General features: G+C 51.5%; 23 protein-coding genes and 1 pseudogene. 16 read left to right on the top strand and 8 right to left on the bottom strand.

The features are described from left to right. Positions 1–139 precede the first annotated feature (139 nt). A complete protein-coding gene (locus ACO0LF_RS05400; RefSeq protein ID WP_423012686.1) occupies positions 140–424 on the top strand; it encodes a hypothetical protein in 285 nt (94 codons plus the stop codon). 44 nt (positions 425–468) lie between these two features. On the opposite strand, the gene ACO0LF_RS05395 is transcribed toward ACO0LF_RS05400, so the two are convergent. From ACO0LF_RS05395 to ACO0LF_RS05380, 4 genes are all read right to left on the bottom strand, one after another. Beyond that, on the bottom strand, positions 469–915 hold the full coding sequence (locus ACO0LF_RS05395) for an FKBP-type peptidyl-prolyl cis-trans isomerase (RefSeq protein WP_423012684.1): 447 nt from the start codon (positions 913–915) through the stop codon (positions 469–471). Between the two features lie 156 nt (positions 916–1,071). After that, positions 1,072–1,347: a hypothetical protein gene (locus tag ACO0LF_RS05390; protein WP_423012682.1), complete on the bottom strand. Its 276-nt coding sequence runs from the start codon at positions 1,345–1,347 to the stop codon at positions 1,072–1,074. Continuing rightward, complete coding sequence (locus tag ACO0LF_RS05385) at positions 1,347–2,075, bottom strand: substrate-binding periplasmic protein (protein WP_423012680.1); 729 nt, start codon at positions 2,073–2,075, stop codon at positions 1,347–1,349. Before ACO0LF_RS05385 ends, ACO0LF_RS05390 begins: the two co-directional genes overlap by 1 nt. 96 nt (positions 2,076–2,171) lie before the next feature. After that, a complete protein-coding gene (locus ACO0LF_RS05380; protein ID WP_423012678.1) occupies positions 2,172–3,056 on the bottom strand; it encodes a LysR family transcriptional regulator in 885 nt (294 codons plus the stop codon). A 113-nt stretch (positions 3,057–3,169) separates the two neighbouring features. Between ACO0LF_RS05380 and ACO0LF_RS05375 the strand changes: the two genes are divergently transcribed. The 10 genes from ACO0LF_RS05375 to ACO0LF_RS05330 all read left to right on the top strand — a co-directional run bounded on the left by ACO0LF_RS05375 (position 3,170) and on the right by ACO0LF_RS05330 (position 14,846). After that, positions 3,170–4,666 carry a CoA-acylating methylmalonate-semialdehyde dehydrogenase gene (locus tag ACO0LF_RS05375; RefSeq protein WP_423012676.1) on the top strand — a complete coding sequence of 499 codons (1,497 nt, stop codon included), beginning with the start codon at positions 3,170–3,172 and terminating at the stop codon, positions 4,664–4,666. A gap of 876 nt (positions 4,667–5,542) precedes the next feature. Beyond that, a complete protein-coding gene (locus ACO0LF_RS05370) occupies positions 5,543–6,580 on the top strand; it encodes an NAD(P)H-dependent flavin oxidoreductase (protein WP_423012675.1) in 1,038 nt (345 codons plus the stop codon). Between the two features lie 20 nt (positions 6,581–6,600). Further along, positions 6,601–8,220, top strand: coding sequence for a GMC family oxidoreductase (locus tag ACO0LF_RS05365; protein WP_423012673.1), 1,620 nt, complete (start codon positions 6,601–6,603; stop codon positions 8,218–8,220). 164 nt (positions 8,221–8,384) lie between these two features. Next, a complete protein-coding gene (locus tag ACO0LF_RS05360; RefSeq protein ID WP_423012671.1) occupies positions 8,385–9,158 on the top strand; it encodes an ABC transporter ATP-binding protein in 774 nt (257 codons plus the stop codon). Then, positions 9,155–9,889: an ABC transporter ATP-binding protein gene (locus ACO0LF_RS05355; protein ID WP_423012669.1), complete on the top strand. Its 735-nt coding sequence runs from the start codon at positions 9,155–9,157 to the stop codon at positions 9,887–9,889. The genes ACO0LF_RS05360 and ACO0LF_RS05355 overlap by 4 nt, the downstream gene beginning before the upstream one ends. A gap of 82 nt (positions 9,890–9,971) precedes the next feature. Then, the gene (locus ACO0LF_RS05350) at positions 9,972–11,192 is read left to right on the top strand and encodes an ABC transporter substrate-binding protein (protein ID WP_423012667.1); all 1,221 of its coding nucleotides are present in this window, start codon (positions 9,972–9,974) and stop codon (positions 11,190–11,192) included. A gap of 315 nt (positions 11,193–11,507) precedes the next feature. Beyond that, positions 11,508–12,392, top strand: coding sequence for a branched-chain amino acid ABC transporter permease (locus tag ACO0LF_RS05345; protein ID WP_422951691.1), 885 nt, complete (start codon positions 11,508–11,510; stop codon positions 12,390–12,392). An 11-nt stretch (positions 12,393–12,403) separates the two neighbouring features. After that, positions 12,404–13,384, top strand: a complete 981-nt coding sequence (locus tag ACO0LF_RS05340) for a branched-chain amino acid ABC transporter permease (protein ID WP_423012665.1) — start codon at positions 12,404–12,406, stop codon at positions 13,382–13,384. Positions 13,385–13,603: 219 nt separating this feature from the next. Then, complete coding sequence (locus ACO0LF_RS05335; RefSeq protein ID WP_423012663.1) at positions 13,604–14,029, top strand: DUF4279 domain-containing protein; 426 nt, start codon at positions 13,604–13,606, stop codon at positions 14,027–14,029. Between the two features lie 340 nt (positions 14,030–14,369). After that, the gene (locus ACO0LF_RS05330) at positions 14,370–14,846 is read left to right on the top strand and encodes a hypothetical protein (protein ID WP_423012661.1); all 477 of its coding nucleotides are present in this window, start codon (positions 14,370–14,372) and stop codon (positions 14,844–14,846) included. A 23-nt stretch (positions 14,847–14,869) separates the two neighbouring features. On the opposite strand, the gene ACO0LF_RS05325 is transcribed toward ACO0LF_RS05330, so the two are convergent. Together ACO0LF_RS05325 and ACO0LF_RS05320 are read right to left on the bottom strand one after the other, a co-directional pair. Then, complete coding sequence (locus tag ACO0LF_RS05325) at positions 14,870–16,285, bottom strand: heavy metal sensor histidine kinase (RefSeq protein ID WP_423012659.1); 1,416 nt, start codon at positions 16,283–16,285, stop codon at positions 14,870–14,872. Next, positions 16,282–16,962, bottom strand: a complete 681-nt coding sequence (locus tag ACO0LF_RS05320) for a heavy metal response regulator transcription factor (RefSeq protein WP_422940383.1) — start codon at positions 16,960–16,962, stop codon at positions 16,282–16,284. Before ACO0LF_RS05320 ends, ACO0LF_RS05325 begins: the two co-directional genes overlap by 4 nt. A gap of 161 nt (positions 16,963–17,123) precedes the next feature. Here ACO0LF_RS05320 and ACO0LF_RS05315 point away from each other — a divergent pair, with 161 nt between their 5' ends. Together ACO0LF_RS05315 and ACO0LF_RS05310 are read left to right on the top strand one after the other, a co-directional pair. Next, positions 17,124–17,549, top strand: coding sequence for a DUF305 domain-containing protein (locus ACO0LF_RS05315; RefSeq protein WP_423012657.1), 426 nt, complete (start codon positions 17,124–17,126; stop codon positions 17,547–17,549). A 27-nt stretch (positions 17,550–17,576) separates the two neighbouring features. Further along, positions 17,577–18,971, top strand: coding sequence for a YncE family protein (locus tag ACO0LF_RS05310; protein WP_423012655.1), 1,395 nt, complete (start codon positions 17,577–17,579; stop codon positions 18,969–18,971). An 80-nt stretch (positions 18,972–19,051) separates the two neighbouring features. Here the strand turns inward: ACO0LF_RS05310 and ACO0LF_RS05305 are convergent. Then, positions 19,052–19,369: pseudogene (locus ACO0LF_RS05305) on the bottom strand (alcohol dehydrogenase); the annotation flags it as partial. Positions 19,370–19,472: 103 nt separating this feature from the next. Here ACO0LF_RS05305 and ACO0LF_RS05300 point away from each other — a divergent pair. From ACO0LF_RS05300 to ACO0LF_RS05290, 3 genes are read left to right on the top strand one after another with little or no spacing between them, the layout of a single operon-like run. Further along, on the top strand, positions 19,473–20,162 hold the full coding sequence (locus tag ACO0LF_RS05300) for a hypothetical protein (RefSeq protein ID WP_423012653.1): 690 nt from the start codon (positions 19,473–19,475) through the stop codon (positions 20,160–20,162). Positions 20,163–20,170: 8 nt separating this feature from the next. Continuing rightward, the gene (locus ACO0LF_RS05295) at positions 20,171–20,476 is read left to right on the top strand and encodes a transcriptional regulator (RefSeq protein ID WP_423012651.1); all 306 of its coding nucleotides are present in this window, start codon (positions 20,171–20,173) and stop codon (positions 20,474–20,476) included. Positions 20,477–20,530: 54 nt separating this feature from the next. After that, the gene (locus tag ACO0LF_RS05290) at positions 20,531–21,853 is read left to right on the top strand and encodes a hypothetical protein (RefSeq protein ID WP_423012649.1); all 1,323 of its coding nucleotides are present in this window, start codon (positions 20,531–20,533) and stop codon (positions 21,851–21,853) included. 69 nt (positions 21,854–21,922) lie between these two features. On the opposite strand, the gene ACO0LF_RS05285 is transcribed toward ACO0LF_RS05290, so the two are convergent. Continuing rightward, on the bottom strand, positions 21,923–23,080 hold the full coding sequence (locus ACO0LF_RS05285) for an iron-containing alcohol dehydrogenase (RefSeq protein WP_423012647.1): 1,158 nt from the start codon (positions 23,078–23,080) through the stop codon (positions 21,923–21,925). Positions 23,081–23,246: the final 166 nt, after the last annotated feature.

Raw genomic sequence — 23,246 nt, 5'->3', positions numbered from 1 at the left:
GTACAGGACAACATAGACTGAATATATTCAGGCTGATGTTGACGTCTCGTTACAAATTAAGTCTGTTGTGTAATGGCAAACAGAGTCGAATTTGATATAGTAGATTATTAATTTAATATTAAGCAAGAAAGGCAATTTTGTGCCGGGTTTACTCAATTTTTCTTTGTCCTTGCTGGTGCTGCTGCTGATGGGCTTTGGCACCATGCGCAAAAGCCGTCGCTTGATCGTCCTGGCATTTTTTGCCATGGTCGCTGCTTGCCTGGTTGCCTGGTATCAGTATATTTTTCCCACGGGCTTGAGCGCCCTGTTTTTTGCGGGCACTTTAGCGACTGTTTTGGCCATCTCGATTTTCTTTTACGCGATTTATTCCTATGACTCGATGTGGCCAGATATACCAGAAAACAAAGGCGAGCCGACCTCTTGATGAAGGCCAGCAAGCACGCCAAAGGCGTCTAATGTGCCAGGCGTTTACTTTACATCCAGCAACTCAATATCAAAGATCAAATACGAATTTGGTGGTATCAGGCCATTGCCAGCACCTGCCGCGCCATATGCCAGTTCTGGCGGAATAACCAGGGTGCGTTTGCCACCCACCTTCATGCCAGCAACGCCTTGTTCCCAGCCTTTGATGACACGGCCTGCGCCGACAGTAAATGAAAACGGTTGTTGGCCCACCGAGCTATCAAACTTTTTACCACGCTCCCTGTTGGCAAAGGGGTCGTGTATCCAGCCTGTGTAATGCACGTTCACAGAACTTCCTATGATGGCTTCTTTTCCTGTGCCGACTTTTTCATCGATTTTTGTGAGTTTGCTGACGACTACGCTATCAGGTGCTTGTGCCTGGGCAGTTGATACAGGCAAGATGCCAGTCAGTAGCGCGCTGGCGAGCAGGGCGCTGAGGCAAGTGTATTTCATACGGTTTTCCTTATAAAAATATGATCGCAAAACTGCTGGTGCCAGATGCCAACCGGGATTTCAGGCAAGCTCGGGCTTGCCTATGAAATGACAGGAGATCTGACAGCTACAATTTTGCATATATATTAATTAATAATGGGCTTGCTGTGTTGCCTATTACTTTTGCTTGGCGGCCTGGAGTTTTTTTTCAAAGGCGACATCGAGCTTGCTGGCTTTTTTGGGAGCCAGTTTTTGCAGGCTGTTGACGTAGGCGACAAATTCATCCATTTCCATGGCCTCGCTGACGCTGACTGGTAATTCATCTGGCTGTTCCAGATTGGCCAGGGTCAGGGAAAAGCGGCCATCGGCGAGGCTGACCATGGAATAGGGGGCATTATTGCTGCGCTCACGCAGGCGATTGACGGCATAGGCGGCCTTGGTTGATCTGGCCATTATTTAATTCCGTATTTGCGTGTGATTTTTTCCATGGTGCCGTCGTTATCCAGTTCTTTGTTGATTTTGTTGTATAGCTCTATGCGTTGCTTGTCCATGCGGGCGTTGCACAACATATTCAACTCCTGGCTTTTGTATTTGATGGCCCGCACTATATCATTGGCAAATCCCAGCTGCTGGGCAATGACCATGCCATGCGCTTCTGAAACTATCCAGTAACGCAGCCGGTTATTGACCAGGAGACGTGGATTGTCTTCATCCTGATTGGCGAATTCTATCTTATAGCCTTGTTCGCTGAGCTGTATGCCTGTTGCGGCATTTTTGTACGAGCCTATGGAATAGGATTTGGCATCTTCAAAATTTTTCAATAGCAAGCTATCGGTTTTGCGGCCATACAACACCCAGTTGTCAGTGACTAACGGGCCCACCCATTTATACAGATTTTCCCTCTCGGGCGTACGGCGAAAACCAAACAAACAGGTATTGTCGTCATTGAGGGTGGAACTCAGTCCGCGTGCCAGTGAGGTGCTGCTGATGATATAGCTATCGCCAGCACGTTTCAGGATTTCCTGTATTTTTTCAGTCAGGGCCCCTTGAATTTCTCCTGTCTTGGCATCGGTATGCGTGAAAGGCGCGAATTCCTGTATCAATAGTTTGATCGTATCTGCATGGCTGATGGCAGGAGCAATGGCCAGACACAAAACCAGGCAGGATTTCAAGGATTTCACGACGCAGGTTTCCGATGAAGATAATCTGTGGAAATATACCGCTGAATTTGCCCCAGAGGCAGATATTTTCTCCTGATTGACGGCTTTGTCTGCAGTCTAGGCCCAGATCGTTTTCAATAAGGCAAAACTAGCTGCGATCATGGCTTCATTTTGTCGTTTTTCCTGACAAATGAAGCTCAATTCAGTCGTGATGCTGACCGCGTCAGCAATCACCAGTCCATGGGCATGGGCTTCGCGTATGGCGATGGAATCGCGTATCAGGCTCAGGCCCACGCCAGACTTGACCAGGTCCAGCATGCTGGGCTCCTGGTCCACCAGCGCCACTTTATTGGGAATGACATCAAGTTCGGCGAAGATTTTACTTAATAGACGATGATGGGCAGATTCTGCCGGTGTCCACAGCCACGGTAAAGTGGCCAGGCTGGCCCAGCCCTGGCCCGCTACCCGGTGTTTCCAGCCATAGGGTGCCACCACGCGATAAGTAAATGGCGTCAGCACCAGGCTATGACAAGGTGTTTTGCCGTCATCTGGCGGCTGGCCCAGGTAAAAACCGACGTCCAGGCTACCAGCCCGTACTTGTTGCAAGACTGTGCCCGACATACCTTGCTGCAATTTTGTAGATAACTGTGGATAAGTCTCGACCAGACGTTTCAAAAATACCCCGAGGCGGGTGAATTCGGGATCCAGTATCGTCCCTATCGCCAGCTCCCCAGAAATGGTGCTGTGCAAGGCCTGTGCCGTCTGGCGGAATTCACCCATGCTGGCGATGACTTTTTCTGCCAGGGGTAACAGCCTGGCTCCATCATTGGTCAGACGCATGCCGCTGGCACTGCGTGTGAATAAAGTCAGTTGCAAGCTCTCTTGCAGGGATTTGATTTGCAGGCTGACGGCAGGCTGGGTCACATGCAATTGCTCTGCCGCGCGGGTCAGGTTGGCTGCCCTGGCGACAGCGACAAAAGCACGTAATTGTGTCAAGTCCATTATTAGCAATCCTTATATTGCTATTGATAATAACTCATTGGATTTAGTGAGGGTAGTCGATTATTGTGGTGCGCATCTTTCCGTAAGACGGAACTTATCCCCAAGGTTTACTTATGACATCCACAATTGCGCATTATATGAATGGCCAGTCTTATGCATCCGGCAGTGGTCGCCAGCAAGATGTATTCAATCCTGCCACCGGTGAAGTGACGGGCAGTGTTGCCCTCGCCAGCATAGAGGAGGTACACGCCGTCATCGCTGCCGCCAAAGCCGCTGCACCGGCCTGGGCAGAAACTGCGCCGCTAAAACGCGCCCGTGTGATGTTCAAGTTCAAGGAATTGCTGGACCAGCATCACAAGGAAATGGCAACCCTGATCACCCGCGAACATGGCAAGGTTTTGTCGGATGCCATGGGTGAAGTCACACGCGGCATAGAAATCGTCGAATTTGCCTGTGGAATGCCTCAACTATTGAAGTCGCAATTCTCGGACAACATCGGCGGCGGCATCGACAATTACAACCTGCGCCAACCACTGGGTGTGACGGCTGGCATCACGCCTTTCAACTTCCCTTTCATGGTACCGATGTGGATGGCACCGCTGGCGATAGCGACGGGCAATACCTTCATCTTGAAACCGTCTGAACGTGACCCTTCCTGCTCTTTGTTGATAGCTGAGCTGCTCAAAAAAGCTGGTTTGCCGGATGGTGTTTTCAATGTCGTGCAGGGCGATAAAGTGGCTGTTGATGCCCTGCTAGAGCATCCCGATGTCTCTGCGATTTCCTTCGTAGGTTCCACTCCTATCGCTGAATACATCTATAGTGAAGGCACCCGCATGGGTAAGCGCGTTCAGGCTTTGGGCGGCGCAAAAAACCACCTGGTCGTCATGCCCGACGCCAACCTTGAACAAGCCGTTGATGCCCTGATGGGGGCAGCCTATGGCTCTGCCGGCGAACGCTGCATGGCGATCTCGGTCGCTGTTGCCGTAGGCAATGTGGCTGACAAACTTGTCGAAGCTTTAGTACCCAGGGTTGAAGCCTTGAAGATCAAAAACGGCATGGAGTCTGATGCCGAAATGGGCCCGGTAGTGACAGCTCAGCACAAGGCAAAAATCGAGTCTTATATCGTTGAAGGCATAGCCGAAGGCGCGCAATTGCTGGTCGATGGCCGTGGCCTGAAAGTGCCCGGCCATGAAGAAGGTTTCTTCCTTGGCGGCTGCCTGTTTGACCATGTCAAAGAGGGCATGAAAATACATCGCGAAGAAATTTTTGGACCAGTTTTATGCGTAGTCCGCGTCCCTGATTTTGCCTCTGCTGTTGAACTCATCAACCGCCATGAATTTGGTAACGGCGTGTCTTTGTTTACCTCGGACGGCAACACCGCACGCGAATTCTCACGCCGTATCCAGGTCGGCATGGTGGGCATCAATGTGCCTATTCCTGTGCCCATGGCCTGGCATTCTTTTGGCGGCTGGAAGCGTTCTTTATTTGGCGATGTACATGCCTATGGCGAAGAGGGCATACGTTTTTATACGCGTTATAAATCCATCATGCAGAGGTGGCCGGATAGCATAGATAAAGGGGCGGAGTTTACGATGCCGGTGGCGAAGTAGCGGCGAACGGGCTCCTTCTCCTTCAAGGATAAGGTCGGGATGAGGATGGGGTTCTGTCGATAAACGGCAATCAGATTGTCGTCGCTCCTGCGCAGGCAGGAGCCCAGCGGCGTTCGTTGTATACGTTTATAGTTTGAAATGGATTGCCCTCCGTGGACACAAGCCGGGTCTCGGCCCGGCGACCGAAATACTTTCTTTGCTTCGCCAAAGAAAGTATTCAAAGAAAGGCGACCGCAGACTCGCCCTTCGGGTGCTTACGCTACGCTTCAGCATAATTTGTGCGCCACAAAAAATGGGAAAGCTTCGAAACTCGCTTCGCTCAAACAACGAAGCTTTCTGATCCATTTTCTGTGGCGCACAAATTACATCGTCCCAAGCGGTTGAAGATCAAAAACAGAGTCAAAAGCAACGTCAATGCGACCGTTATGCATATGCAGTTGTGCATGGTCAATTAACCCGTGTTTTTGGGGTTGCCGTTGTTTTTGAATTTTGCCGCTCCGATGTGTCGATGCCGTTTGTGCGGTACAGAAAATGGAAAAAGAAGGGCCGCTGTCTGAGCGCAGCGAGTTTCGGACCTTCCCATTTTTTGTACCGCACAAACGGGAACCCCCTTTAGGGGGCAGCGACGCCTCGGTCGCCTTCTTTTGCGTTCTTTTCTTGGCGAGACAAGAAAAGAATGTAGCTGTCGGGCTACCCCCGACCTGCAATCGAAACATGGTGACAAATGTAGTTCAAAGACCAAACGTTTAAAGAGCAATTTATAAAAGTGACAGAAGTGAGTAAATGAGTTAGCGTTCAAAGCAAATCATTAATCAATGCGAGTAAAAGAACCGAATTCCCATTTGTTGCTAAATCAAATTTAAAGGAGCGCCCTAAATGCCCAGCCTGCCAACCCTCTGCCCCCACCCCATCATCCAGGCCCCCATGGCCGGTGGCGCCACCACCCCGGAACTGGTGGCCGCAGTGTCGAATGCAGGCGGCCTGGGCTCCCTGGCAGCCCCCCTGCTGACGCCGCTGGCCATCATAGAACAGGCCGAACACATCAGAAGACTGACGGACAAACCTTTCGCGATTAACCTGTTCGTACAAACCCGGCCACAAGTCGATTTTGCAGCTCTGGAAGCAGCCAAGCTCTTGCTGCAACCGGTTTGTCAGGAACTGGGCTGGGACAACCTGCCTACCCCAACCCGCTGGTGTGAAGACTTTGAAGCCCAGCTCGATGCCTTGATCACAGCCCGCCCTGCCGTGGCCAGTTTTACTTTCGATGTCTTGCACGGCAGCCAGTTGCAGCGACTGCATGATGCTGGAATAAAGGTGGTGGGTACCGCCACCAATCTGCAGGAAGCCATAGTCTGGCAAGCCATGGGGGCGGATGCTGTTTGCCTGCAAGGGGTAGAGGCAGGTGGGCATCGTGGCACTTTCATCGGTGCGCAAAAAGATTCGACACTGGGCCTGTTTGCCTTGCTGGAAGCCTGCAAGCCGCATATGCAAATACCCATCATCGCCGCTGGCGGCATCATGGATGGCAGGCAGATCAAGCACGTGCTGCAGGCAGGCGCACAGATGGTGCAGATGGGCACGGCATTCCTGACGACCAAGGAATCGGCGATACACCCAGCTTATAAACAAGGCCTGCTGGAAAGCAGTAGCGACAGCACACGCCAGACCCGGGCTTTTTCTGGCCGTATTGCCCGTGGTCTGGACAATCATTTCATGCAAATCATGGATGCGGTTGCAGATAAGGTACCAGCCTATCCCATACAGAATGCATTGACGGGGGCGATACGCGCAGCCGCTGCCAAGGCAAATAACACCGGCCTGATGTCGATGTGGGGCGGGCAGGGCATGGCAGCTACCAGAGATATGAGTGTGGCGGAACTGATGGCTGCGCTGGTCGCGGAAATGCAAGCCTAATTAGAATTAAGGAAAACGGTATGGAAGCAGCAGGACAGTTTGATTACATCGTCGTCGGTGCCGGTACTGCAGGTTGCGTACTGGCAAACCGCCTCAGCAAGAATCCTGAGAATAGGGTTTTGTTGATAGAAGCGGGTGGCAAGGATGATTATGTGTGGATACATATCCCCGTTGGTTATTTGTACTGCATCAATAATCCGCGCACAGACTGGATGTTACGTACCGAGGCAGAAGCAGGCCTGAATGGCCGCAGCCTGATTTATCCGCGTGGCAAGGTGCTGGGTGGCAGTTCATCCATCAATGGCATGATTTATATGCGTGGCCAGGAAAGGGATTACCAGCAATGGGCAGAGCTGACAGGTGACGATAGCTGGCGCTGGGAGCATGTCTTGCCGCTGTTCAAGAAGAGCGAAGACCACCACGGAGGTGATGCAGAATTCCATGGTAAAGGCGGTGAATGGCGGGTGGAAAAACAAAGGCTGTCCTGGGAAATCCTGGATGCTTTCCGCAGTGCAGCAGCCGAAGTCGGCATTCCTAACACGGATGACTTTAACCGTGGCAATAATGAGGGCTGTGGCTATTTTGATGTGAACCAGAAACGCGGTATACGCTGGAATGCTGCCAAGGCTTTCCTGAAGCCAGCAGCTGAACGAAGCAATCTGACCATCATGACCGGTTGCCAGGTGCAAAAGCTGGTCATCAGGAACGATGAACAAGGCAAGCGCTGCACAGGTGTGGAATTCATAGGGGGAGGTCGCAGCTGGTTTGCAGAATCCATGAAAGAAACCGTGCTGGCAGCAGGAGCCATAGGTTCACCACAGATTTTGCAATTATCCGGCATAGGTGATGCAGCACATTTGCAACAGGCAGGGGTTGATGTTGCGCATGCCTTGCCTGGCGTTGGCGGTAATCTGCAAGACCATTTGCAGATACGTTCTGCATTCAAGATCACTGGTGCCAAAACGCTCAACAAGATGGCGAATAGCCTGCTAGGCAAGGCGCGCATAGGACTGGAATACGCATTGTTCCAGAGTGGCCCCATGTCGATGGCACCGTCGCAACTGGGCGCATTTACCCGCTCGGATACCAGCCAGGCGACACCTAATCTGCAATACCATGTGCAACCCTTGTCGCTGGAGAAATTTGGCGACCCCCTGCATGATTTCCCGGCGTTCACGGCCAGTGTCTGTAACCTGCGCCCTACTTCGCGTGGCCATGTCCGCATTGCCAGCAATGATGCGGCGGCAGCGCCGAAGATCGTGCCCAATTACCTGACGACGCCAGAAGACCGCAAGATCGCCGCTGACTCGCTAAAGCTGACCCGCAAGATCATCGCCGCGCCCTCCTTGCAAAAATATCAGCCTGAAGAAATGAAGCCTGGTGTACAGTTCCAGACGGAAGAAGAACTGGCGAGAGCGGCAGGGGATATAGGCACGACGATCTTCCACCCGGTAGGTACTTGCAAAATGGGACGTGCAGATGATGCACTGGCGGTAGTCGACAGCAGCTTGCGCGTCATAGGCATAGCTGGCCTGCGCGTGGCCGATGCGTCCATCATGCCGACTATAACTTCAGGTAATACCAACTCACCGACGGTGATGATTGCAGAGAAGGCAGCGCAGAGTATATTGGGAAAATGAAGGCTTGCAATTTCTGCGTGGAATTACTTACAGTAGTTATACCGTATTGTTTAGAAATCCATTTGCTGGGTACTATAAAAAGCTAATATAAAAAACTTCCAAAAAAATAAGGAAGTGTTGTCGCGTTGGATTAATAACCATGAGCCAGACAATAAGGAGAAGAGATGACCGACGTCATCCTGGAGACTAAGCGCTTGACCAAAGAGTTCAAGGGCTTTACCGCTGTAAGCGATGTCAATTTGCAGGTACAGCGTGGGCATATCCACGCCCTGATCGGCCCTAACGGTGCCGGCAAGACCACCTGTTTCAATTTGCTGACCAAATTTCTTGTCCCGACTTCGGGACAAATCCTGTTCAATGGCCGCGACATCACCTCGGCCAAACCGGCCCAGATTGCGCGGCAGGGCATCATACGTTCATTCCAGATTTCAGCAGTGTTCCCACACCTGACCGTCATGGAAAATGTGCGCATAGGCTTGCAAAGAAAACTGGGCACCTCTTTCCATTTCTGGAAAAGCGCGCAGTCGTTGAACCAGCTCAATGCGCGGGCCATGGAGTTGCTGGCTGAAGTTGACCTGACTTCCTTTGCCGACACAGTCACAGTAGACTTGCCCTATGGCCGCAAGCGTGCGCTGGAAATCGCCACCACCCTGGCGATGGAGCCGGAAATGATGTTGCTGGATGAACCTACTCAGGGCATGGGTCACGAAGATGTGCATCGCGTGACCGAGCTGATCAAGAAGGTGTCGGCTGGACGCACTATCCTCATGGTGGAACATAATATGAACGTGGTGTCAGGTATTTGCGACAAGATCTCGGTCTTGCAGCGCGGTGCCATGCTGGCCGAGGGCACTTATAAAGAAGTGTCTACCAATCCCAAAGTCATGGAAGCCTATATGGGCAGTACCAGCGGCGAGCTGGAAGGGGCGCATGCATGAGTGCCACGAGTAAAAATACGAGTACAAATCCTGCGCTGGAAATTACCGGCCTGCAAGCCTGGTATGGCGAATCGCATATCCTGCATGACGTGAATTTGAAAGTGAACCAGGGCGAAGTCGTCACCATACTTGGCCGCAACGGTGCCGGGCGCACGACCACCATGCGCGCCATCGTTGGCCTGACTGGCGCTCGCAAGGGTTCGATCAAGATCAATGGGCAAGAGGCTATCCACCTGCCTACCCATAAAGTGGCGCATCTGGGCGTGGGTTATTGCCCGGAAGAGCGGGGGATATTTTCATCCTTATCCACAGAAGAAAACCTGATGCTGCCACCCTCGGTATCGAAAGAGAACAAGGGTATGTCGGTGGCCGAGATTTACGAGATGTTCCCCAATCTGGCCGAGCGTAAAAACAGCCAGGGTACACGCCTGTCTGGTGGTGAACAACAGATGCTGGCAGTGGCGCGCATCTTGCGCACGGGTGCGCGTTTGCTATTGCTCGATGAAATTTCCGAAGGCCTGGCACCGGTTATCGTCCAGGCCCTGGCGCGCATGATCACGATGTTGAAATCCAAGGGTTATACCATCGTCATGGTCGAACAGAATTTCCGCTTTGCTGCTCCGCTGGCGGACAGGTTTTATGTCATGGAGCATGGGCAGATCGTAGAGAGTTTTGCGTCTGCGCAATTGCAGGAAAAAATGCCGGTCTTGAATGAGTTGTTGGGTGTGTAATTTGAGTGCTCAGGATGTGTAGGTAACTGTCTCGCTGTCTTGGTGATGCAGATTTGAATAAAAATACGATTGGAGAAGACGCATGAAAGCAACATTCACGAAATTAAAAGTAGCAAGTCTCGCTGTTTCCGCTGCACTGGCAGGCCTGGCGCTGAATGCAAATGCGCAGATTTCTGGTGACACGGTCAAGATCGGTTTCATCACCGATATTTCCGGCCTGTATTCTGATATTGATGGTCAGGGCGGTGCAGAAGCGATCAAGATGGCGATTGCCGATTTTGGCGGCACAGTACTGGGCAAGAAAATTGAACTGGTCACAGCCGACCACCAAAACAAGGCCGATATCGCAGCCAGCCGCGCCCGTGAATGGTTTGACCGTGATGGCGTCGATATGCTGATAGGCGGCACCAATTCAGGTACTTCTTTGTCGATGGCAAAAGTGGCCGCAGAAAAGAAACGCGTCTTTATTTCCATAGGTGCTGGCTCTGCCCGCCTGACCAATGAAGAATGCGCACCAACCACCGTGCATTATGCCTATGACACCGTGGCGCTGGCCAAGGGTACAGGTTCTGCCGTGGTTAAACAGGGCGGTAAAAGCTGGTATTTCCTGACAGCCGATTACGCCTTCGGCGCGTCGCTGGAAAGTGATACTGCCAATGTTGTCAAAGCCAATGGCGGCACGGTTGCAGGCTCGGTCAAACATCCTTTGTCAGCATCTGACTTCTCTTCTTTCCTGCTGCAGGCACAAGCTTCCAAGGCACAAATCCTGGGTCTGGCAAATGCTGGCGGTGACACCATCAATGCCGTAAAAGCAGCGAATGAATTTGGCGTCACCAAGACCATGAAACTGGCTGGCTTGCTGATGTTTATCAATGACATCCACTCACTGGGCCTGAACGCTACGCAAGGTATGTATCTGACCGATAGCTGGTATTGGAATCAAAACGAAGAAGCGCGCAAATGGTCACGCCGCTACTTCGAAAAAATGAAGAAAATGCCTTCCAGCCTGCAAGCAGCTGATTACTCGGCCACCCTGACTTACCTGAATGCGGTCAAGGCTGCCGGTACGGATGACACAGCCAAGGTCTTGGAAAAACTGAAGGCTGCCAAGATCAATGACATCTATGCGAAAAACGGTTACATCCGCGGTGACGGCAGCATGATCCATGATATGTATCTCATGCAAGTGAAATCCAGTGCTGAGTCTAAAGAGCCTTGGGATTATTACAAAGTGGCGCAGACTATTCCGGGTGAGCAGGCATTTACGACTAAATCCGAATCCAAATGCTCCCTCTGGAAATGATTGAAATCCAATTCTCGGGCGCATAGCGGCGTTGCAAAGCCTCGCAATACTAAAGTATTGCTGTGTTTTGCGCCTTGCTCTGCATCCCGGGAATTGAATTTTATGCTGTGTCTGTAATTTGAGGTGTGAGGTCGCGGACTTCGTCGCGACCTTATTGTTTGAAGAAATGAATGCCGTTCAGTTTAGGGGCTTTCACTAGAAAATTGCTTACTGATCAGCCAGGAAATAAGGGCTTTTCTCTTGATTTTCTCTGTGTCTCTGTGCCTCTGTGTTGAGAGGTCTTCACCTTTCCATCCATTTTTTATTTAGCGTGCCATGGAAATATTTGGTATTCCGCTGCAAGCGATGCTGAGCCAGCTTTTGCTGGGCTTGGTCAACGGCTCGTTTTACGCGATGCTGTCTCTGGGGCTGGCTGTGATTTTTGGCTTGCTCAATGTGATTAACTTTGCCCATGGCGCCCTGTATATGATGGGTGCCTTCCTCGCGTGGATGGGCATGAATTATTTTGGCATCAATTACTGGGCCATGCTGCTGCTTGCGCCTTTGCTGGTGGGGCTGTTTGGTATCGTCATAGAAAAGACCATGCTGCGCTGGCTGTACAAGCTGGATCATTTGTATGGCTTGCTGCTGACCTTTGGTATTACGCTGATGCTGGAAGGAGTATTCCGTTCCATCTACGGTGTATCCGGTCAGCCATATCAAGTGCCGGAAGCGCTGACGGGAGCGACCAATCTTGGCTTCATGATCCTGCCTAATTACCGTGCCTGGGTGGTGGTGGCTTCGCTGGTGGTCTGCTTTGCGACCTGGTTCGTCATAGAAAAAACCAAGCTGGGTGCCTACCTGCGTGCCGGTACTGAAAACCCCAAACTGGTGGAAGCCTTTGGTGTCAATGTACCCTTGATGGTCACGCTGACTTATGGCTTTGGTGTGGCACTGGCGGCTTTTGCCGGTGTGCTGGCAGCACCGGTGATACAAGTGTCGCCTTTGATGGGGTCCAACCTGATTATCACGGTGTTTGCGGTAGTGGTGATTGGTGGCATGGGCTCTATCCTGGGTTCGATTTTGACAGGTCTGGGCCTGGGCATTATCGAAGGTCTGACGCGGGTGTTTTATCCTGAGCTGTCGGCGACGGTCGTGTTTATCGTCATGGCCATCGTCTTGATGATCCGCCCTGCCGGTTTGTTCGGTAAAGAAAAATAAACGGAGCCACCATGAATAAGAAAATCAGTTACGGCATTGCTTTTGCCCTGTTACTGGCGGCACCGTTTATTATCTATCCGGTGTTCCTGATGAAGCTCTTGTGCTTCGCCCTGTTTGCCTGTGCGTTTAATTTGCTCATCGGTTTTACCGGCCTGCTGTCTTTTGGTCATGCTGCCTTCTTTGGTGCCGCCGGTTATATCGCGGGCTGGGCCTTGCGCGATGCCGGTTTACCGACTGAGCTGGGCATCCTGCTGGGCGTAGGGGCGGCAGCCCTGATAGGCCTGGTGATGGGTGCACTGGCGATACGCCGCCAGGGTATTTACTTCACCATGATTACGCTGGCGCTGGCGCAGATGCTCTACTTCGTTTTCCTGCAGGCCAAGTTCACGGGTGGTGAAGATGGTTTACAAGGTGTACCACGCGGCAAACTGCTGGGCATGGTTGATCTGAGTTCTGACCTGACACTGTATTACTTTGTGCTGGTGGTGGCGATTGCCGGATTTGCCATCGTCATGCGTACCGTGCATTCACCGTTCGGCCAGGTCTTGAAAGCCGTCAAGGAAAATGAGCCACGCGCGATCTCACTCGGTTATGACGTAGATCGCTACAAACTCATGGCCTTCGTGTTGTCAGCTGCTCTCGCTGGCCTGGCAGGTGCCACCAAAACCCTGGTACTGGGTTTTGAGACGCTGACGGACGTACACTGGTCCATGTCTGGCCTGGTCGTGCTGATGACCCTGGTGGGCGGTCTGGGCACGCTGGTAGGCCCGATAGTTGGTGCCATCATCATCATCGCGTTGGAAAACAAACTCGGCGACCTTGGCAACCTGCTGGCGAACATCACGACGATAGAATGGTTCCGCTCCATAGGTGACTCAGTCACCATCGTCACTGGTCTGATTTTCATTGTCTGCGTACTGGCTTTCAGACGCGGGATTGTTGGTGAATTGATGGCTTATGTGGAACGTAACGGTAAGGCCAAGGCTGGTTAAAGTTTTGCATTGCCGGATTCATGAGGAGCCCCTTGAAGAAATTCTTGGGGCTTTTTTTATATGCGATGGACTTTTTTCACCGACTATGTTTTCAATCAGGTGCTTGTTAAAATGCTGTAGATTTTTCAGTTTCATGATTCGACGTAGAATTTTTTCGGGAAGAATGGAAGGAACTGAATCAACTGTTTTAAATTTCAAAATATTTAGAGAAAGTCTGTATTGCAAAATTATTCCTATCGCCTTTCCCTGCAAATCTGGCATCCCAATATCGATCCTTCATTCATCACCAAGCGCTTGGGTATTACGCCCAGGCACGCCCAGATGTGCGGTATGCAGCGCCAGACTCCCAGGGGACAATTATTGGATGGGAAATATGCCGAAAGTTATTGGTTCGCTGATCCATTTGAGCGTGGTGAATATCTTTCCACAGATATCTCGCTGGAAGATGCCATGGCAGAGGTATTCGATGAGCTGACACCACATACGCAATTCTTATTGATGCTGAGAGAACAGGGCGCACGCATACATTTGAAAGCCAGTTCATATGGCAACCGCAACTATGCCGTGGAATTGAGTCCGCAATTCATGCTGCGCTGTGCCGGACTCGGCGTAAGTTTTGTGGTCGATATTTACCCACATGCTTAATACACTTGATCAGTCTCTTAAGCGGGAGTTCGATTTAAGAATTGTTTCCATAAAAATAGTGTCTTGTTATTGCTGATTTTACTGGCGGGCCTGGTGTCTCCTTCCTGGATGAGCATGAACAATAATGCCTGGCAGAAGCGCGGTATCGTCGCTGAATTGATGGCTTATGTGTAACGTAACGGTAAGGCCAGGGCTGGTTAGGGCATAGACATGCCCTGCTTGAAGACAGCCTCGCGAAGAAATTCGCGGGGTTTTTTTTATGCGAGGGTGACAGGAAATGATTCGTCGTTCATTATCTGCTTTGCCAACATAATATATTCAACATATAGAAAACCAATTCGTGAAAAAATTACTATTCCTCTTGTTTGCCTTCCCCGCATTGCATGCCCATGCAGAAACCACACCCTTTGAACAAGTATTCGATGCCATCAGCAAGCCCAGGGTTTTCGATATGTCGTTCAGCAAAATCCTGGCGCCGTTGAATGGTTTGTGCAAGAAGAGTACACGTACCGGTGTTGACCTGATTAAAAATGGTAACGTTGAATGCACTAAAAATACCGATGTCGAGAGCCTGACAATTTCAGGTAGTGAGACGCCAACGGTCAGTATGATACAGGCGAGTTTTACTGGTGCCGACAAGTGTGAGGCAATGAAAAAAATCCTGGCCGAGCGTTTTGGCAAGCCGGGCAAGACAAATGGTGCATGCGATGTGAGCTGGAATTTGAAGCCCTTGAAAAAAGGCGGGCCAAGGCGCGTAGCAGGCATCGAAGCCGCCAAAGACAAGATTTATTTTTCTTATGCTGAAGAGCAAGGCTAGTTGCCTGAAGCCATAGCCATACTTCATTTGCTGACGCCCTTGTCTGGAAACGACAGGGTAAAACAGAGGGTATTTTCCTGCGTCAGATAGGTCACATCGGCCGCACCATGATGCAGATGCATGATGGCACGCACGATGGACAGGCCCAGGCCGTTCGATTCCGTGTAGGCACTGCGTGATGCATCGCCGCGATAAAAGCGATCGAACATGCGGTCTGTATCGGGTGGCTGTGGTGCCTCACATTGATTGATGACAGAGATCACAGCAGTACCTTCATTTTGCCCGCCGATCAGCTGGATTGCCGTACCGGATTTGCCATAGCGTATGGCATTCAATGCCAGGTTATTGACAGCGCGACGCCACATGATGAGGTTGGCAAAGATGCTGCCATTTGCCGTGACTTCAAAGCGCATCTGTTTTTCTTCTGCCAGTGGCTCAAAATAGTCGGCAATCTTTTCCAGCTCAGCCGCCATATCAATTTCTACCCGGTCTGCGACGACTGTGTCCTGGTCGGCATTGGCGAGAAACAGGATGTTTTCTATGATGCGTGCCAGGCGGGATAATTCTTCCACATTCGATTCCAATACCTGCTCATATTCAGCCGCGCTTCTGGCCTGGCGCAGGGCGACTTGTGACTGGCCCATCATGATGTTGACGGGTGTACGCACTTCGTGAGCGAGGTCTGCAGAAAACTGGTTCAGATGCTGGTAGCCTTTTTCCAGCCTGTCGAGCATGGCATCAAACGCCTCAGTCAGTGAGCGTAATTCCGGAGGGGCGTCTTGCATGCCAAAGCGCACCGACAATTTGGCCGGGGTGATTTCTGCTGCTTTGTCATGCATGAGTTGGATGGGCCGCAGGCCACGGCGAAGGATGATGAAAGCCAGTGCCGTGGTCAGTAGGGCAGTGAGGGCGACTGCGGCCATGACGCGGTACAGATAGGTGGACAGGACCCTGGACTCCTGGGTCATGACGTAGGCTGCCGTGATCTCTATCGTATCCTTGTTGCTACCCAGCTTGGCCAGCGCCGTCACCCAGCGCACACGCACGCGATCGTCAGCTTGCCCGGTGTGCAGTGCATCGATGTTGATGGCTGTTCCTACCGGCACGGCGGACATGGCGGGCGGGTTCAGCTTGCCAGGGTTCACCTGTATAAACGGCGCATCACCAACACGTTTGAAAATGCGCACGTCTTGTTCATTGCCGAGCATGCTTTCAAACAAGCCCGGACGTTCTTCCATCTGCTGGATGTCGTACAGGTCATGGAAGAGATTGCGGAAATGTTCTACCCTGCCTATCAGGGTATAGTCAGCGCGCATCTCCATCGTCTGCCTGACCGATGCATACAGGTAGAAACCCAGTCCGGCCATGACCAGACAGGCCACCAGGCCAAACAGCGCAGCGACGCGGTAGCGCAGTTCCCAGTTGTTCCAGAATCTCATGGCTGGTCCGAAAACATATAGCCTACGCTGCGCACGGTATGGATGAGTTTTTGTTCAAAGGGCGCGTCAATTTTTGCACGCAGGCGTTTCACGGCCACATCGACGACATTGGTGTCGCTGTCAAAATTCATGTCCCAAACCTGGGATGCGATGACGGAACGGGACAGGGCTTCGCCCTGTCGTTTGATGAGCAAATGCAGCAGCATGAATTCTTTTTTTGTCAGCACGATCTGCACGCCCTGCCGTGTGACCCTGTGTTTGATCGCATCAAATTGCAGGTCACCGATCTGGAACATATCTGCATCACGGGTGTCACGGGTAACGCCGCGACGCAGTATGGTGCGCACGCGCAATAGCAGTTCTGCAAATGAAAATGGTTTGACGAGGTAATCATCGGCACCCAGTTGCAGGCCTTTAATCTTGTCGTCGAGACGGTCTTTCGCGGTCAGGAAAATTACCGGCACATCACGCCTGGCGCGCAGCGCGCTGAGCAAGGTCCAGCCATCCATACCCGGCATCATGACGTCAAGGATAATCAGCTCATGCTCACCTTCCAGTGCCAGGTGCAATCCATCTATGCCATTGCGGGCGAGGTCAACGGCATAGCCGGATTCCTGAAAACCTTTCTTCAGGTAGTCACCGGTTTTTTGATCATCTTCAATGACGAGTAGGGTCATTTGTCGTCCTGTTATTGCTGCTGCACACAAATCATGAAAATGATTTTACCTCCTGACCCTGCATTTCAGGATGACAAATTTGTCATCCAAAAGACATGAGAAGTTCAGCATCTGCCTTTTAAGATGCGGGTACAGTTTTCCATCATTGAGAGGGGTTTTTCATGCGTAGTTGCAATTCCAGTTTCTTATGGCATTTGGCAGTAGCGCTTAGTCTCGGCCTGTCCGCTGCTGTGACCAGCGCCCAGGAAGCACATCACCACCACGGTAATGCCACGACATCAGGCCCGCCACCAGTGTTTGTCGCCAGCACAGCAAAGCCCTTCGCCAAGCTGATGGATGATGCCATGGCCGTCATGGATGACGGCATGCAGCGCGCCTATATGAACGGTGTTTCGGAACATGATTTCATCACCATGATGATCCCGCATCACCAGGGTGCGGTGGATATGGCTAAAGGGATGCTGCTGTACACCACAGACCCGGAAATCCGCAATCTGGCGCTTGGCATCATTACGGAACAGCAAAACGAAATCCGCCTCATGCAAGCCTGGCTGAAACATCACGCTGATGCTTCAGAGAAAAAATAAATCCTTCCCTCACGAAAAATGAATCTCATGAAAAAATCTTCTCATCTATTGGCTGCCGCTGCAATGGGTTTACTTTTGCCATCCGCACAAGCCTCGCCGCCTGCACAAGACCGCGTCTACACAGCAGATCAGAACAGCAATACGGTGTCGGTATTTAATCCCGCCACGAATACGCTGGTTGGGCAGATACGCCTTGGCAATGCGCGTCCTGACGTGCTTTCTCCCTTGTACAAAGGGCAGATCAATGTGCATGGCCTCGGCTTTTCACCTGATCATAAAACCTTGCTGGCAATTTCCAATGGTTCGAATGCGGTAAGCTTTATCGACACTGCTACCAATAAAGTCAAAGGCACGACTTATGTCGGTCGCTCGCCACATGAAGGTTTTTTCAGCGCCGATGGCAAAGAGGTCTGGGTGGTGGTGCGTGGCGAAGATTACGTGTCTGTGATTGATCCCATCAGCTTCAAGGAAACCCGCCGTATCCAGACTGGTCTGGGGCCAGGCATGGTGCAGTTTCATCCTGATGGCAAACTGGCTTTTGTGGTTTCCAGTTTTACGGCGGCTGTCGATGTGGTGGATGTCAGGTCGCATGAGGTCATAAAAAAGATTCCTGTCGTCAGCCCGTTTTCACCTTTCCTGCAATTCACGCCAGACGGGCGGGAAATGTGGATGACGCATAAGGATGTCGGCAAGGTCACACGCATTGATACACGTACTCTGGAAGTCATTGGCGTGTTTGATACCGGCTTTATCACTAACCACATTGCCTTTGCCAAAGTCGGTGGCAGAGTTGTGGCCTATGTCAGCATAGGTGGCGAGAATGTGGTCAAGGTTTATACCACGGACAAGAATACAGAATTGCTGGCGACAATTGCTACCGGCGCTTTGCCGCATGGCATCTGGACTTCTGATGACAGCAGTCGTGTGTATGTTGGTCTCGAAAATGGCGATGGGGTGGAAGTCATTGATACCGACAGCAACAAGGTGCTTGCCCATATGGGCGGTGGCCAGGCACCGCAGGCGCTAGTGTATTTGTCGCATGTGGTGGAAAGCGGCGACGGCAGTGCCAATCTGCTGGCGCGTGGCAATGGCGAGCCCAGTAATATCCGTTTGCAGCCCGTCAAGGGTGATGCCCGTGGTTTTGTGGTCTTGCGTAATCTGGGTGTGGTCGATGCGCTGGAAGTGTCGCTGTTCAAGCTGAAGCCGGGCACCACTTATAGCGTGTATGTGAATGGGCAGACGAGTGTCAGTGGTGTCTTCAAGACGGATGCGAAGGGCGCAGTGAATGGCACGATGATAGGGCCAGTCAGGGAGTTGGTTGCGCCTGAGGGAAAAAGTGCAGGCACCATTAATCATATCGTTGTGATGGAAGGTGGTGGTGTTGTAGATAAGGCGAATGCTGTACTGGTTGATTCTATCTGATGCTTATTTGACGCTTATTTGACGCTGTGACCAGATGCCGCTCATGCAGCATCTGGCTTTATTCTGACCTTATTTCTCTCTTATAGGGCTGCTGCGTAAATTGCCCGCGCATCTTCCTTCATCACTTCACGTGGATTATTCCCCAGCAAGCGTGTTTGCAACATGGCGTCGCTGGCGAGCTGATCCAGGTCTTGCTCGGTGATGCCTACCTGGCTCAGGCGGGTTTCTATGCCTACTCTTACTGCCAGGTCTTCCATGGCCTTGATCATGGCGTGGCAACGCTGCTCTGCTGTGCCTGTAGCTTCAGGCGCGATGATAGCGGCCAGTTCGGCATACAGTTCAGCCGCATGACTGGCATTGAAGCGCAGTACGTCCGGCAAGAGCAGGGAATTCGTGAGCCATGCAAGATATGGACGTGCTGGAAGCGCTGTTCTTGACTTATTCTCTCAATCGTCTATCATTTGGTTTGTATCACAAACTAGTTTTCAATAAAGGCGTGAAATGAATAAAGATGATGATATTCAACAGGCAATCAATAGTATTGCCTTGATACGGCAGGTGATAAGCCAGGCTGATGCTGGTAAGCCGGATGCGAAATTGTCCGGCATCACGCTGGATGCCAACTTGCTGGTGCAGCTAGGAGTGTTTTTCATCGTGCTTGCCCTTGGCTTGCTTGAGTTATTTACCGCTGGTGCCATGTCAGAGACACTTGGTAGTGGCCATCAAAATCTGGAGCTGAAGTTTTTCGGCATAGGCTTGATGGCATTCATTATTGCTGGCCTGGTGCTGGTTTTGTATTTTGTCGTCTGGCGGGCTGCCAGACATAATGGTGAAGAAACTGGGGCTTATATCCGGCGCAATTTTCTGTATATGTACCAGTTGTCACTGGTGTCAGATTTGTTGATGAAGTTCATTTGTCTGGCTTTGCTGCTGTTGGCTGACAAGGCGCTGTGGATAGCACCGGTTTTACTGGCTTTTACTGCTGATTACTTGTTTCAGGCGCGCCTGTTTACGCTGCCCTCAAAAGTTGCTGCTGCACTGGGTGTGTTTTGCCTGAGTCTGGCTGCTTATCAATTTTATGTGGGTTCGGGATCATTGTTGCTACCTTTGCTGACTTTTAGCGCAGTGGCTGGTTTGTCCGCAGGCAGACTGATTTTGCGTTACCGCAATCAAGTGCAGACTGCGCACTAGGTGCATCCATGAGTGCTAACGATTTACAAAATGTGCACCCCTTACTGGCTGACCGCGTGCGTCTGATGATCATGGTGCATCTATCCATCGCTGGCGGGCCTGTCGATTTTAATAGCTTGCTGGAAGCACTCGACCTGAGCAAGGGCAATCTGTCTACCCATTTGCGCAAGCTGGAAGAGGCGACACTGATCAGTGTCAATAAAGAGTTTGTCGATCGCAAGCCAAGGACGACTTATGTTTGTACTGCCTCCGGAAGACAAGATTTGCAAATCTATCTGAACACGATAGAAGCATTGCTGAAGCAAGTGCGTTGAGACGAGTGACAGCCAGATACCCCATCGAAAGCTATTATGGACAATTCAGCAGTAATGGAAAATACACCTGAGTCAGCCCAGCTTTTTGGCTTGATACCAGCTCAGGGCAAGCAAAAAAAACCAGACATCCATACCTGGCTCAGGTACTTTTTTGTCGAGTATAACCCGCTGTATTTTGTCAGTGCCTTTTGCATGCTGTACGGAATATTCCTGATCGACCGCAATTTGTCGGCCATGACGATATCCTCAGGACCAATGGCCAGCATTGCGCTTTTACTGGTATTGCAATTGTATGAAATCAGCTTGCTGGCTGCAGCTATCTTTCTGGCACACAGACTGGGGGCTATTCGCCCGGCTGCCATGTTATGCCTGCTGGAATGCGTACTGCTTTTCGATTGCACCTTCAGGCTTGAAGGCCTGGCTTTGCAATCCTGGTTTGGTGCAGTGATTGATGTCTTGTGGCTGGTGATGCTGGCGCTCAAGTTACGCATGATGGCAGTTGCCATGCGGCTGGATTTCAAGGCCTATCATTATGTTGCTGTGCTACTGACTGCGGCTTCTATCCCAGTGTTGATCGCCTGGCTTTCCAGTGCGGGTAGTCATACTGCCACAGGCTTGCAAGTTGCCGCCTGGTTGGGTAGCTTGATTGTGTTGGCTTTAGAATTGCGTCGACCAGCATTGAAATCTGCCTGGTCAAAAAATGCAAGGCAGGCGAGGCTGGCAGATGCCTGTATCAAAGCGGCTTTCCGGATCTTGATAGGCTTTTACTTTTATCATGTCTGGGCGTTCTTGTTGTTTGTCTCTGAACCACATGGTTGGGCGGCGGCAATAGTTGGACAATTCTCTGCATACTTTTTACTAGGCACAATAACGCGTGAGTCGATGAGGGATATCTGGAAATTTGCCATGCTGATGTTGGCAAGCAGTTTATTCAGTCCGGCTATCCTGATGTACACGCTACTATTGCTAGCTCTGATTTTGGCATTGCAAGCCTGGCACCGTTCCAATGGAAATCTTGCTGTGGCTGCGAGTTTGCTGATGTTTGCCGCGACTTGCCTGGCAGGCTGGAATGGGGATGGCGCGACCATGCCAGACTTTCCCGTCTGGTATTCATGGAAATGCGTTTTGCTGGGAGCCTGCCTGGCGATCATTATTTACCGCAGCCGCAATTTATTGGCGATTACGCTGGTTTCCTGTGCTTCGTTTTATATTCTTTATAGAAACGTGGGGCCTTTATTGCCGCACAAGGAAATGGCTAAAGGTATTGTGGTCATCATCCTTGCCTTCTCCATGTTGCTGACAGGCCTGTGGGTGAATATGCATTTTCGTGCCAGTACCAGGCCCGGTGATGATAATAATAATGAGGAGGCCCGCTGAGGCAAGATTGCCTCATGCTGGCAAGGTGGTGCATGTTCGCTACTCCATGCGCCACCTTCAAGCCCTTACTTATAAGGCCGCGGCGTAAATCGCCCGTGCATCTTCCTTCGTCAATTCACGTGGATTATTCCCCAGCAGGCGTGTTTGCAACATGGCATCGCTGGCGAGCTGATCCAGGTCTTGCTCAGTAATACCTACCTGGCTCAGGCGGGTTTCTATGCCTACCCTTACTGCCAGGTCTTCCATGGCCTTGATCATGGCGTGACAGCGCTGCTCTGCTGTGCCTGTAGCTTCAGGCGCGATGATCGCTGCCAGTTCGGCATACAGTTCAGCCGCATGACTTGCATTGAAGCGCAGTACGTGCGGTAAGACCAGGGAATTCGACAAACCATGCGGCACATGGAAGATGCCGCCTACGGGATAGGCCAGGGCGTGGACTGCGGCGCAGGGGGCATTCGCAAAGGATTGTCCAGCCAGCATGGCACCCAGCAACATCGCTTGCCTTGCCGCCAGGTTGCTGCCGTTGGTGCAGGCCTCGTCGATATTGTTCCACAGCAATTTTAAAGCCTGTACCGCCAGCATGTCGGACAACGGGTTCTTTTTGTGCCTGGTGGTATAGGCTTCTATCGCATGCACCATGGCGTCAATGCCGGTGGCAGCCGTGACTTTGGGTGGCAAGCCGGTAGTCAGTTGCGCATCGAGGATGGCGATGTCGGCATACAGTTGTGGTGCGACCACGCCCATCTTGGTAGTGGCCCCGGTGGTGACGATGGAGATAGGCGTCACTTCAGACCCGGTACCTGCTGTGGTCGGGATTTGTATCAGGGGCAGGCGCTTGCCTTTGACATTGCCTATGCCATACATGGTGGACAGGCTTTGCTCGCTGCCTGCCAGGATGGCGATGAGTTTGGCGACGTCCATGGAGCTGCCACCACCCAGGCCAACCACCAGTTCTACTTGCAAGCTGCGCGCATTCTCTACTGCCTGCAAGACGATAGCTTCTGGCGGGTCGGCAATCACATCAGAGAAAATACTGACTTTGAGTTGTTCTGTTTCCAGGCTAGCTATGACGGGTTGGACCAGGCCAGTACGCAGGAAACCGGCATCGGTGACCAGCAATACATGCTGGATTGCGGGGAATTCCTGGCGTATGGTTTTACCGAGGCGTGTAGCGGCACCGGTTTGGCTGATCAGGCTGGGGACGGTTCTGAATTCAAAGTCGTTCATATGTACATTTTCTAAAAATGGATAGGTTTAAAGGTGGTAGGCCAGATGTAATTCCATTTCTGTTTGCGCTTTTCTGTTCTGATTTATTGCCTGGTCTTTATCGTACTATAGGTGAGGCGTAGTTGCTTGGATCTTGTACTTAAGCTGCCTGCGCCACTTATTAACA

Origin of the sequence: Undibacterium sp. Di27W (genome assembly GCF_049340345.1) — a bacterium.
Classification (GTDB): domain Bacteria; phylum Pseudomonadota; class Gammaproteobacteria; order Burkholderiales; family Burkholderiaceae_D; genus Undibacterium.
The sequence above is the reverse complement of the archived record's forward strand: the minus strand, read 5'-3'. Positions and strand labels throughout refer to the sequence as shown.